At 73.2% G+C, this 12397-nt stretch carries 8 protein-coding genes; 7 read left to right on the top strand and 1 reads right to left on the bottom strand.

The genetic code is table 11. The features are described from left to right. Positions 1-16 precede the first annotated feature (16 nt). On the bottom strand, positions 17-1753 hold the full coding sequence (locus JHAT_RS12780; RefSeq protein ID WP_077798243.1) for an ABC transporter ATP-binding protein: 1737 nt from the start codon (positions 1751-1753) through the stop codon (positions 17-19). Between the two features lie 355 nt (positions 1754-2108). On the opposite strand from JHAT_RS12780, the gene JHAT_RS12775 reads away from it, so the two are divergent. The 7 genes from JHAT_RS12775 (at position 2109) to JHAT_RS12745 (ending at position 12341) form a co-directional block, all read left to right on the top strand. Continuing rightward, positions 2109-3131, top strand: a complete 1023-nt coding sequence (locus JHAT_RS12775; protein WP_253195476.1) for an NAD-dependent epimerase/dehydratase family protein — start codon at positions 2109-2111, stop codon at positions 3129-3131. Positions 3132-3136: 5 nt separating this feature from the next. After that, positions 3137-5086, top strand: a complete 1950-nt coding sequence (gene asnB / locus JHAT_RS12770) for an asparagine synthase (glutamine-hydrolyzing) (RefSeq protein WP_077798242.1) — start codon at positions 3137-3139, stop codon at positions 5084-5086. Positions 5087-5093: 7 nt separating this feature from the next. Further along, on the top strand, positions 5094-6302 hold the full coding sequence (locus JHAT_RS12765; protein WP_077798241.1) for a Moenomycin biosynthesis protein MoeGT1: 1209 nt from the start codon (positions 5094-5096) through the stop codon (positions 6300-6302). Next, entirely contained in the window at positions 6299-7840 is a 1542-nt protein-coding gene (locus tag JHAT_RS33865) for an asparagine synthase-related protein (RefSeq protein WP_107481915.1), read from the top strand. Before JHAT_RS12765 ends, JHAT_RS33865 begins: the two co-directional genes overlap by 4 nt. A gap of 85 nt (positions 7841-7925) precedes the next feature. Next, positions 7926-9440, top strand: coding sequence for a B12-binding domain-containing radical SAM protein (locus JHAT_RS12755; RefSeq protein ID WP_077798239.1), 1515 nt, complete (start codon positions 7926-7928; stop codon positions 9438-9440). After that, positions 9430-10749: a hypothetical protein gene (locus tag JHAT_RS12750; RefSeq protein WP_077798238.1), complete on the top strand. Its 1320-nt coding sequence runs from the start codon at positions 9430-9432 to the stop codon at positions 10747-10749. The genes JHAT_RS12755 and JHAT_RS12750 overlap by 11 nt, the downstream gene beginning before the upstream one ends. Further along, the gene (locus JHAT_RS12745) at positions 10749-12341 is read left to right on the top strand and encodes a carbamoyltransferase C-terminal domain-containing protein (RefSeq protein WP_077798237.1); all 1593 of its coding nucleotides are present in this window, start codon (positions 10749-10751) and stop codon (positions 12339-12341) included. The genes JHAT_RS12750 and JHAT_RS12745 overlap by 1 nt, the downstream gene beginning before the upstream one ends. The last annotated feature ends 56 nt before the right edge of the window (positions 12342-12397 follow it).

The raw sequence follows: 12397 nt of genomic DNA, 5'->3' as shown, positions 1-12397 counted from the left end.
CGTCCGTCCCCGTCCCTCACCGGGCGGTCCCCGCGGTGCGGAGGAGTCCGTGGAAGTGCGACGAGGGGTCGGCGGCGAGGGCGGTCCGCTCCCCCTCCTCGACGACCTTGCCGTCCTCCAGTACCAGGATCCGGTCGGCGTTGCGCAGCAGGTGCGGGCGGTGCTCGACCACGACGGCGGTCCTGCCGTCGAGGAGCCGCTCCAGCGCGGGCACCAGAAGCCGCTCGCTGTACGGGTCCAGCCGGGCCGTCGGCTCGTCCATCAGGACCAGCCCCGGATCGCGCAGGAACACCCTGGCCAGCGCGAGCTGTTGCTCCTCGCCCGCGGACATGCCACGGGCGCCGGCGCCGAGCAGCGTGTCCAGGCCGTCGGGCAGGGTGCGCAGCCAGGGGCCGAGTCCCGCCTCGCCCAGCGCGGCGTACAGCCGGTCGTCGGGGACGGTGCGGTCGAAGAAGGTGAGGTTGTCGCGCAGTGCGGCGTGGAAGACGTGCACCTCCTGCGTGACCAGCGCGACCCGGCCGCGCAGCGCCCGGGGATCGAGCTCGGTCACGTCCAGGCCTCCGGCCGACACCGTGCCCGTCACCGGCCGATGGAGCCCGAACAGCAGCCGCACCACGGTGGACTTGCCGCTTCCGGTACGCCCCACCACGCCGAGACGTTCACCGGGGCGCAGGGTGAAGGAGACGTCCCGCAGCACCGGCTCGTCGGGCTCGTAGGAGAAGGAGACCCGGTCGAAGCGGACGCCGGGCCGCCCGGCCGGCAGGGCCCGTTCCCCCGTGCGGGGCGCCGTCTCGTGGCCCAGCAGGTCCCTCAGCCGCTGGACGCTCGCGGCGGCGTCCTCCAGGTCGCGGAAGCGGGTGGTGACCGCGAGCAGGGGGCGGCGCAGCAGCATGGCGTAGGACAGGGCGGCGAAGGCCGTCCCGGTGGAGAGCTGGCCGCGGGAGTGCAGCCAGGCGCTGGCCGCCAGGGCGAGGACGACACTGGCGGCGGACAGGCCCTGCACGGTGGCGGGCCAGCGGGCCGAGGCACGGGCGGCCTCGCGGGCCCTGCGGTACAAGTCGTCCTGGTGCCGGTCGAGTTCTCGCAGCGTGTACCGCGAGGCCCCGTTGGCGCGCAGGTCCTCCGCCGCCGCGAGGCGCTCCTCGAGGAAGCCCTGGAGGTCCGCCGCCACCCGCTGCCGTGCGGTGACGAAGGGCATGGCGCGGCCCACCAGGGTCCGCAGCAGCAGCAGGGTGCCGGCCGCGAACGGGGCGAGGACCAGGGCGAGCCGCCACTCCAGCCGGAACAGGGCGACGAGGATGCCGACGATCAGCAGCGCCTGCGCCAGCAGTTCCAGCAGCAGCGCCGACATCACCGCGGCGAGCCGGGTGACGTCGCCGTCCATCCGTTCGACGAGTTCGCCGGGGGGATGTCTGCGGTAGAAGTCCGGCGGCCGGCTCAGGCAGTGTGCGACCAGGTCCGCACGGAGCCGGTCGGTGCTGCGCCAGGCCACCCGCGAGGACAGCGCCTCGGTGCCCGTGGTGACCACGAGCACGCCCAGGGCGGCGGCCAGGGACCAGGCGGCGAGGCCCGTCAGCGCGTCGCCGGAGTCGCCCGAGAGCGTCCCGTCGACGAACGCGCGCAGCAGGTAGGGCGCCACGAGCTGCAGGGCGATCCCGGAGGGGACGAGCAGGGCGAGCAACGTCATGGCGGTCCGCTCGCCGCGCAGGTAGCGGACGAGCACGGAGAGGTGCCGTAACGGACTGCCTGCCAACGTGTCCCTCCCCCATTCGCCCGGCGGCGAACGGCCAGCATAAAGTCCGTACGCCTCCTTGTGAATGACACGGGAATGCCGATTTCGCCTCCCTCCCGCCCAGGGACTGAAGCGCGCTATTGCTCGTGATTGACGCGTGCTGTTAGACTCCCCAGGTCTCTTGACCCGGACATGCGTTTCCCGACGCCAAAAACCCTGGTCAGCCGCGCTCTTCACGTCACACAGCGCCACAGGCGTCCGAGCGGTCGCGCGGTCGGTCCGGTCGATCCGGAACCAGACGCGCGTGTACGTGCACCGAATGCACCGCCCAAGCACCGCCTTGATCAGCCACATGTGAGCGAAACAAGGGGGATTCGTGTCGAGCGACACACGCGGAACGGACCCGACGGACGACAACGTCCTGGTCACCGGTGCGGCCGGTTTCATCGGCTCGCATCTCGTCACGGAATTGAGGAGTTCCGGCAGAAACGTTGTGGCGTTGGATCGCAAGCCATTTCCCGATGGCCTGGAGAGGCAGTCACCAGCTCTTTCCGGATCCCTCCGGACGATACGCGGAGACCTGAACTCACTCCCCCTGGCGGACTGCCTGGAAAACACCTCGACGGTGTTCCACCTGGCCGCATTACCCGGGGTCCGCCCGTCGTGGACCCAATTCCCCGAATACCTCCAGTGCAACGTACTGGCGACCCAGCGCCTGCTGGAGGCCTGCGTCCAGGCCGGAGTGGAACGCGTGGTGGTCGCCTCGTCGTCCAGCGTGTACGGCGGCGCGGACGGCCCGATGAGCGAGGACGACCTGCCCCGCCCGCTCTCCCCCTACGGGGTCACCAAGCTCGCCGCGGAGCGGCTGGCCCTGGCCTTCGCCGCCCGGGGCGACGCCGAACTGTCGGTCGGCGCCCTGCGGTTCTTCACCGTCTACGGTCCCGGACAGCGTCCGGACATGTTCATCTCCCGCCTGATCCGCTCGACGCTGCGCAACGAGCCCGTCGAGATCTACGGCGACGGGACCCAGCTCCGCGACTTCACCCACGTGTCCGACGTGGTGCGCGCGCTGGTGCTGGCCGCGGCGGTCCGGGACCGGGGCAGCACGGTCCTGAACATCGGCACGGGGAGCGCCGTCTCGGTCAACGAAGTGGTGTCCATGGCCGCCGAGTTGACCGGAACGCGCCCGTGCACCTCGTACGGTGCGGCCCGCATCGGCGACGTCCGCTCGACCACCGCCGACGTCCGGCGGGCGGCCGGGGTCCTGGGCTTCACGGCCCGGACCGGACTGCGCGAGGGACTCGTCACCCAGATCGAGTCGACCCGGCGGTCACTGGCCCGCGAAGCGCGGGACGCCGTCGCGGTAGGCGGTTCCACGGCGTCCGCGCCACGGCTGTAGCCGGCATGTGCGGATTCGTCGGATTCAGTGACGCGGGCGCCGTGCGGGAGGACGCGCGGGCCACGGCCGAGCACATGCTCGCCGCCGTGGCGCACCGCGGCCCCGACGGCTCGGGCCGGCTGCACCACCGGGGTGTCACCCTCGCGCACTGCGCCCTGACCTTCACCGACCCGGACCACGGCACGCAGCCGTTCGTCTCCGCGTCGGGGGCGACCGCCCTGGTGTTCAACGGCGAGATCTACAACCACGCCGAACTGCGCGCCGAGCTGCGGGCCGCCGGTGTCCCCCTGCGCACCGGCAGCGACACCGAGGTCCTGGTGGAACTGTACGAGTTACGGGGAACGCGGATGTTCGACCGGCTGCGGGGCATGTTCGCCTTCGCCCTGCACGACGCCCGCACCGGCACCACCGTGCTGGCCCGCGACCCGATGGGCAAGAAGCCCCTCTACTACACCCGCGTGCCGGACGGCATCGCCTTCGCCTCCGAACTCACCGCCCTGCTGCGGCACCCCGCCGCACCGCGCGTCCCCGACCTCGGCGCGCTCGCCGACTACCTGGTGTTCCAGGCGTTCTGCGCTCCCGCCTCGGCCGTGCGGGGAGTGCGCAAGGTGCGCCCCGGAAGCTGTGTCACCCATGTGCGCGGGGAGGTGCGGGAGACCGAGTTCTGGCGGCCCCGTCTCGCCCCCGGCACCGAAGCGCGCCGGGGTCCCGGACTGCGGGAGGCCGAGCGGCGGTTCGAGGAGCTGTTCCGGGCCGCCGTCGCCCGCCGCGTCACCAGCACCGACCGCCGCCTCGGCGTGCTGCTCAGCGGCGGACTGGACTCCAGCGCGGTGGCCGCGGTGGCCCAGCAGCTCCAGCCGGGGCGGCCGGTGCCCACCTTCAGCGCCGGGTTCGTGGACCCGGACTTCGACGAGAGCGACCACGCTCTGACGGTGGCGCGCCATCTCGGCACCGAGCACCACGTGGTGCGGATCGGCGGCCCCGACCTGGCGGGCGTAGTGGAGTCCGAACTGGCCCACGCGGACGAGCCGCTGGCCGATCCCTCGCTGTTGCCGATGCGCCTGGTCTGCCGGGCGGCCCGCGCTCACGTGCGGGGCGTCCTCACCGGTGACGGCGCGGACGAACTGCTCCTGGGCTACCGCTACTTCCAGGCCGAGCGGGCGATCGAGCTGCTGCTGCGCGTCCTGCCGGCCCCCCGGCTGGAGGCTCTCGCCCGGCAGCTCGCGCGCCGGCTGCCGGCCCGTTCCGGCAACCTTCCCGCGGCGGCGGCCCTCGGTCTGCTGGCCAAGGGGCTGCGCGCCTCGCCGGAGCACCGCTTCTACCTCTCGACGGCCCCCTTCGCCCCGGGCGAGCTGCCGGGAGTACTCACTCCCGAGGCCGGGGCCGAGCTGACCGGGCACGACCCGTTCGCCGAGGTCTCGCGCCTCCTGCGGAACCAGCCCGGTCTCTCCCCGGTCCAGCTCAGCCAGCTCGCCGTGACGGCCCACTTCCTGCGGGACGTGATCCTCACCAAGACGGACCGGGGCGGCATGCGCAGCGCCCTCGAACTGCGGTCGCCCTTCCTCGACCTGGACCTGGTCGAGTACGCCAACTCCCTGCCCACCGGATGGAAGCTGCACCGGTTCACCGGCAAGTACCTGCTGCGGCGGATCGCCGCCGGCTGGCTCCCCTCCACCGTCGTCCGCAGGACCAAGCTGGGCTTCCGCGCGCCGATGGCCGCTCTGCTCCGCGGGGAGCTGCGGCCCCTGCTCCTGGACACCCTCTCCACGGCGTCGCTGCGCCGCGACGGCCTGTTCGACACCGGGGCGGTGCGCCTGCTGATCGACGACCACCTCGGCGGCCGGCGGGACACGTCCCGCAAGCTGTGGGCCCTCCTGGTCTACCAGCTCTGGGCCGAGAGCCTGACGGTCCGGCCCCGCTCCTCCGAGTCCCCCACTCACCCGGCCCTCTCCTAGGAGAACCATGGCTGCCCCCGACCGACCGCTCGTCCATGTGCTCTCCCCCCGCACCTGGGGCGAGTTCGGCAACTACCTGGCCGCGACGCGCTTCTCCCGCGCCCTGCGGAGCGCGATCGACGCGGAGGTGACCCTCCTGGAGGCGGAGCCGATCCTGCCGTGGATCGGTGAGGCCGGGGCGGAGATCCGGACCATCTCCCTGGAGAGCCCCGACGCGGTCGTCCGCAACCAGCGGTACATGGCGCTCATGGACCGCCTTCAGGCGCGCTTCCCGGAGGGGTTCGAGGCCGACCCCACGCCCGTCCAGCGGGCCGACCTGGAGCCCCTCACCCGGCACCTGCACCGGACCGCCCCGGACGTGGTGGTCGGCACGAAGGGGTTCGTGGCGCGGCTGTGCGTGGCCGCCGTCCGGCTGGCCGGGACGTCCACCCGGGTGGTCAGCCACGTCACCAACCCCGGGCTGCTGCACCTGCCGCTGCACCGCAGCCGCTACCCGGACCTGACGCTGGTCGGCTTCCCCCGGGCGAAGGAGCACCTGCTCGCCACGGCCGGCGGTGATCCGGAGCGGGTGCGGGTGGTGGGGCCGCTCGTCGCGCAGCACGACCTGCAGGACTTCATGACCAGCGACTCCGCCCCCTCCGACGCGGACCCCTGGGGCGCCGACCCGGGCCCGGACCGGCCCCGGGTGATCGTCTTCTCCAACCGGGGCGGGGACACGTACCCGGAGCTGGTGCGGCGCCTCGCCGACCGGCACCCCGGCATCGACCTCGTCTTCGTCGGTTACGGCGACCCCGAGCTGGCCCGGCGCACCGCGGCGGTCGGGCGGCCCCACTGGCGGTTCCACAGCGTCCTCGGCCAGAGCGAGTACTTCGACTACATCCGCCGTGCCTCCCGGTCCAGGTACGGGCTCCTCATCTCGAAGGCCGGCCCCAACACCACCCTCGAGGCGGCCTACTTCGGCATACCGGTGCTGATGCTCGAATCGGGGCTGCCCATGGAGCAGTGGGTGCCGGGACTCATCGACGAGGAGGGACTGGGCCGCGCCTGTGCCACGCCCGAGGAGCTCTTCGACACGGCGGACGACTGGCTGTCCCGTCCGTCGGTGATCGAGGGGCACAAGAAGGCCGCGATCTCCTTCGCCGACTCCGTACTGGACCAGGACGCGGTGACGGACCGGATCGGAGCCGCCCTCCGGGCGTTGCTGGACGCCCGGTGACCGTCCGCCGCGAGACCGCGCCCGCCCCCCGCCTCCTCCTGGTCGCGGGGGCTGGCGGGGTGCGCGCGGAGGGCGACGAGGAGGTGCGCCTCGGACACCCCCTCACCGGCGACCACCTGGACCCGGGCCCGCCGGCCGAGGGCGTCTTCGCCGGATGGCGCTGGGACGGCGAACGCCTGGTGGCCCGCAACGACCGTTACGGCGTCTGCCCCCTCTTCTACCGGTCCGGCGGCGCTTCGCTCGCCCTCTCCCCCGACCCGCTGGCGCTGCTGCCGGACGACGGACCCGTCGAGCTGGACCACGACGCGCTGGCCGTCTTCCTGCGGCTGGGGTTCTTCCTCGCCGAGGACACCGCTTTCGCCGGGATCCGCGCGCTGCCCCCGTCGGCCACGCTCAGCTGGGACACCGGCGGGACGCGGCTCCGGTCCGGGAAGCTGCCGTGCCCCGGGCCCGCCGCGATGACCGAGGAACAGGCGGTCGACGGCTTCGTCGACCTGTTCCGCGCCTCGGTGGCTCGCCGGGCGCCCGGCGAGCCGTACGACCTGCCGCTCAGCGGCGGCCGGGACTCGCGGCACATCCTGCTCGAACTGTGCCGCCTGGGAACACCGCCGCGACGGTGCGTGAGCGGTTCGAAGTTCCCGCCCGATCCGGGGGCCGACGCCCGCGTCGCGGCCGTTCTCGCGGCTCGGCTGGGCCTGCCGCACACGGTGGTACCGCGCCCGCGCGCGCAGTTCCGCGCCGAGCTGTCCGCGTTGCCCGCGCAGGGCATGACGACCCTGGACGGCGCGTGGACCCAGCCGCTCCTGGCCCACCTGCGGCGCCACAGCCGCGTCTCCTACGACGGTCTCGGCGGCGGGGAACTGGCCCAGAACCCGAGCATCGCCTTCATCCGGGCCCACCCCTACGACTCCACCGACCTGCCCGGCCTGGCGGACCGGTTGCTGGACGCGGGCCGTACCGGCCCCCACGTGGAGCATCTGCTGGGTCCGCGCACGAGCGTGCTGTGGAGCAGGCAGGTGGCCCGGCGGCGTCTGGTCACCGAGCTGGCCCGGCACGCAGACAGCGCCTGCCCCCTCAGTTCCTTCTTCTTCTGGAACCGGACCCGCCGCTCCATCTCCGCGGCTCCGTTCGCCCTGGGCGACGGACGGCTGGTGACGCACACCCCCTATCTCGACCACGCCCTCTTCGACCACCTCGCCGCGGTGCCGCGCCGCTTCCTGGTCGACGGCACGTTCCACGACCGGGCGCTGCACCGGGCCTTCCCCGAGCACGCGGACCTGGGTTTCGCCTCGTCGGTGCCCCAGCGGCACGGCCCCCCGCTGGTCGCGCACCGGCTGGCGTACCTGCTGCGGTTCCTCGCGCACGCGGTGGCCGTGGAACCACGGTGGTGGCGCAGCCCCGACCGCTTCCTGCAGCGGCTGCTGGCCGCCGGCCGGGGGCCCGGGGCACCGCAGCGCGTCAGCCGGCTCCAGCCCCTGGCGCTCTACCTGCTGCAACTGGAGGGCTTCGCCACCCGGCGGGCCGACCACCGGTCCTAGCGGCCTGGCACCGCACACCCGCACACCCCTCGGACCCGCGCACCGTACCCGACCACAGCCGCAGGGCACAGAAGGAGCGCACCGCATGCGAAAAACACTGCCCGTGATCAGCACAGGCCCCGCCACGGGGGCGGCCTCGGGCGGCTGCTCGACCACGGCCGCGTCCCCGGCCCGTTCGACGCTGCCGCTGTGGCGCAAGCGCAGGCTGCGCATCGCCCTCGTACGCCACCACGACCTGTGCCTGAACACCCGCCAGATAGCCCGGGTCCAGAAGCGGGCCGGTGTACTGCCCCACCTCGGACTGGGCTACATCCACACCGCGCTGAAGTCGGCCGGGTTCCACAACGTCATCCAGGTCGACACCCCCGCCCTGGGCCTCGACAGCGAAGGACTGCGCAAACTGCTCGCGGACTTCGAGCCGGACCTGGTCGGGGTGAGCACCACGACGCCCGGCCTGCCCGGCGCCGTCGAGGCGTGCGAGGCGGCCCGGAGCACGGGGGCCAAGGTGATCCTGGGCGGGCCGCACACGGAGGTGTACGCCCACGAGAACCTCGTCCACGACTGCATCGACTACATCGGCGTCGGCGAAGGCATCACGATCATGCCGGAACTGGCGGAGGCGATGGAGCGCGGCGAGGACCCGGAGGGCATCCGCGGCCTGGTGACCCGCAAGCACGACGGCGGTGCCGCGCCCATGGTGAACCTGGAGGAGGTCGGCTGGCCCGAACGCTCCGGGCTCCCGATGGACAGCTACTACTCCATCATGGCCCCGCGGCCGTTCGCGACGATGATCTCCAGCCGCGGCTGCCCCTTCAAGTGCAGCTTCTGCTTCAAGCAGGCCGTGGACAAGAAGTCCATGTACCGCAGCCCCGAGGACGTCGTCGGCGAGATGACGGAGCTCAAGGAACGGTGGGGGGTGAAGGAGATCATGTTCTACGACGACGTGTTCACCCTGCACCGCGGCCGGGTGCGGGAGATCTGCGCGCTCATCGGGGAGCAGGGCCTCAAGGTCCGCTGGGAGGCGCCCACCCGGGTCGACCTGGTGCCCGAACCGCTGCTGAAGGCGATGGCCGGGGCCGGGTGCGTGCGCCTGCGGTTCGGCATCGAGCACGGCGACACCGAGATCCTCGAGCGGATGCGCAAGGAGAGCAACATCGAGAAGATCGAGAAGGCGGTCACCTCCGCCCACGAGGCCGGGATCAAGGGCTTCGGGTACTTCATCGTCGGCTGGCTCGGCGAGACCCGGGAGCAGTTCCGCAAGACCGTCGACCTCGCCTGCCGGCTCCCCCTGGACTACGCCAGCTTCTACACCGCGACGCCCCTGCCCGGCACCCCCCTGCACACGGAGTCCGTGGCCGCCGGCCAGATTCCGTCCGACTACTGGGACCGGTTCGTGCGGGGCGAGTTCGACGCGCGGATCGGCTACCTGGTGCCGGACGCGCAGGAGCGTGCCCAGCGGGCGTACCGGTCCTTCTTCATGCGCCGTTCGATGATCAGGCCGCTGCTGTCGCACATGGCGGTGACCGGCCAGTGGCGCAACACCCTGGACGGCCTGCGCAGCCTGCACCGGTCCACGTCCAACACCGACCGTGACTTCTGAGCCCGCGGCCCCGGCCGTCCCGCGCCCGCCGGCCCGTCCGGGACCGCCGGTCCCCCTCAACCGCCCGCTCGGGCGGCGCAGGCGCCGGCCGTCAGGCGAGGGGCTCCTGACGCACCACCTGCGCAGCACGATGGCCCGGGGCTTCCGGCCCCCGGAGTCCTGGGACGTCCCGGTCCGGCACGTGCTGCCGGGTCTGCCGGGGGGCGGTACCCTGCGGGCCGAGGAGGCCGCGGCGGCGCTGCGCACGCCCGCCGGGCAGCCGGGCATCGCGATGGTCGTGCCGACCTACGTCGCCCGGACCGGCCTGGCGCGGCAGCGGCAGTGGTTCGGCGCGCTGCTGGACCAGGCGGCCGCGGTGGCCGAGGACCATCCCCGGGTGCCCCTGGTGCTGTTCGTCGGCATGCAGTGGTCGGCGGCCGGTGAGGAGCAGGAGTCGCTGCGGCGGCTGCGCGTGCTGCTGGACGACGCCCGCGTCCGGCTTCCCGGTCTGCGGGTCTGCGGTCTCTCGCTGCCCGGGCCGGGCAAGCCCCGTACCCTCAACGGGGCGATCGCGGTCGCCGAGCTCCTCGGCTGTGCGGGCGTCGGGTGGGCCGACGACGACGTGGCCCTGGAGGACGGCTGCCTGTCCCGGCTGGTGCGGGACTTCCTGGCGGCGGGGTGCCGCGGCGCGGTCGGCGCGACCAAGATCGCGCACACCCACGCGTACGCCACCTCCCGGCTGCTGTCCCGGGCCAAGGCGATCGCCGCGCCGGCGACGAACTACCCCCACGGCTGCTGCCTCCTGGTGGCCACCGACGTGGTGGCCGGCGGGCTGCCGGGACGGTACCTGTCCGACGACGGCTACGTGTGCTTCCGTCTCCTCGACCCCGCACTGCCCGACCCGCTGGCCCGCCTGCGGCTGGTCCCGGACGCCCGGTGCCACTACTACGTGGCGGGGCCGGCCGGTGAGACCCGCCGCAGGATCCGCAGGCTGCTGCTCAACCACCTCGTCGACGTCGCCGACTGGCCGCTGCCCGTGGTCCGTCACTACTTCGGTCACGTCCTCTTCGGCGGCATGTGGCCCCTGACCGGTTTCGACTCCTCCCACGGCGCCCGCCACGGCGTGCAGAAGGCGCTCATCAAGTGGCTGTACTTCGCGTGGTTCGCGGGCATCGGGGGCGAGCTGTACGCGCGCGGGCTGTGCGGCAGGCCGTTGCGCGGCATCGAGTGGGCTCCGTACTCGGACATCCGCAGGCTCACGCCGTCGTCCCCGTCGTCCCCGTCGTCCGCCGCGTCCGAACCGTCCTCGTCCACGCCTCAGGAGGGCTGATGAAGGTACTCTCGCTCCACTCCGCCGGGCACGACACCGGCGTCGCCTACTTCGAGGACGGTCGGCTGGTCTTCGCCGTCGAGACCGAGCGGCTCACCCGGGTCAAGCACGACCACCGCTGCGACGTCGCCCTGCGGCACGTGCTCGCGCAGGAGTGCGTGGACGTCGACGGCATCGACCTGGTGGCCGTGAGCACGCCGGTGCGCAGCGCGCTGCTGCGCATCCCCGACATGGACCGGGCCCTGGAGCGGACGGCGGCGGGCGCGCTCCATCACCGGACCGTCTGCGAGATGCTGGGGCGCCGGGTGGAATGCGTCGTGGTCACCCACGAGGTCTCCCACGCGGCGCTGGCCGCCCACTACGCGGGCTGGGAGGAGGGCACCGTCGTCCTGGTCAACGAGGGCCGCGGACAGCTCACCCGCAGTTCCCTGTTCCGGGTGTCGGACGGGGCTCTGAAGTGGGTCGACAAGGACCCGCTGCCCTGGTACGGCAACGGCTTCGGGTGGACGGCGATCGGGTACCTCCTCGGTTTCGGACCGAGTCCCAGCGTGGCCGGCAAGGTGATGGCCCTGGGCGGCTACGGGCAGCCCGACGCCCGCATCCGCGAACAGCTGCTGGCGGTCGACCCGGACGTGATGAACGACCGGGAGCTCGCCGAGCGGGTGCGCGCGGACCTGGCCGCCCGGCCCGAGTTCGACTCCGGGTTCGAGACGGCCTCGCACGTGGTGGCGACGTTCCAGGAGATGTTCACCGGCGCCGTCCGGGAGGTGCTCGACCGGCACGTGACGCGCACGGACGCGGGGACGGGTCCGATCGCCCTCGGCGGCGGCTGCGCCCTGAACATCGTGGCCAACTCGGCGCTGCGGGCGGAGTACGGGCGGGACATCGCCGTCCCGCCCGCCTGCGGGGACGCGGGGCACCTGACGGGAGCCGGTCTCTACGCGCTCTCGCAGGTGGCCGGTGTGTCGCCGGAGCCGTTCGACGTCTACCGCAACGGCGGGGGCGACAGCCGCGCCGACGTCCTGGACGCGGTGGAGAGCGTGGGGTTGCGGGCCGTCGACTACGACCGGTCCGAGGTCGCCGGGGTGCTGGCCGCGGGCGGCGTCGTGGCGCTGACGCAGGGGGCGGCCGAACTGGGGCCGCGCGCGCTGGGGCACCGGTCGCTGCTGGGCTCTCCCTCGGTGCCGGGCATGCGCGAGCGCATGAGCGGGAAGCTGAAGCAGCGCGAGTGGTACCGGCCGCTGGGCGCCGTGATGCGCGACGAGCGGTTCGCCGCGCTGTACCCGGGGCAGGCGCCGTCGCCGTACATGCTCTTCGAGTACCGGCTGCCGGAGGGGACCGCGCCCGAGGCCCGGCACGTCAACGGCACCTGCCGGATCCAGACCCTGGGCCCCGGCGAGGACCGGCTGTACGGTCTGCTCGACGCGTTCGAGGGGCTGACCGGCGTGCCCGCGCTGATCAACACCTCGCTCAACGGGCCGGGCCGGCCCATCGCGCACACCGCCCGGGACGTGCTCGACGATTTCGCGCACACGGACGTCGACCTCTTCGTGTTCGACGACCTGATGGTACGGGGCGGGGCGGCGCACTGACGGCGGGCTCCGGGACGGGCGGGGCGGCCGGCCGGAGGTGCTCCGGCCGGCCGTCG

The sequence above is a fragment of the Streptomyces sp. JHA26 genome (assembly GCF_002005565.1).
In the GTDB taxonomy this organism is placed as follows: Bacteria; Actinomycetota; Actinomycetes; order Streptomycetales; family Streptomycetaceae; genus Streptomyces.
The sequence above is the reverse complement of the archived record's forward strand: the minus strand, read 5'-3'. Positions and strand labels throughout refer to the sequence as shown.

What these genes read in the sequence shown, in the direction of transcription:
- JHAT_RS12765 (WP_077798241.1), top strand. Translation starts at nt 5,094, where the DNA reads ATGGCTGCCCCCGACCGACCGCTCGTCCATGTGCTCTCCCCCCGCACC.
- JHAT_RS12755 (WP_077798239.1), top strand. Translation starts at nt 7,926, where the DNA reads ATGCGAAAAACACTGCCCGTGATCAGCACAGGCCCCGCCACGGGGGCG.
- asnB (WP_077798242.1), top strand. Translation starts at nt 3,137, where the DNA reads ATGTGCGGATTCGTCGGATTCAGTGACGCGGGCGCCGTGCGGGAGGAC.
- JHAT_RS12745 (WP_077798237.1), top strand. Translation starts at nt 10,749, where the DNA reads ATGAAGGTACTCTCGCTCCACTCCGCCGGGCACGACACCGGCGTCGCC.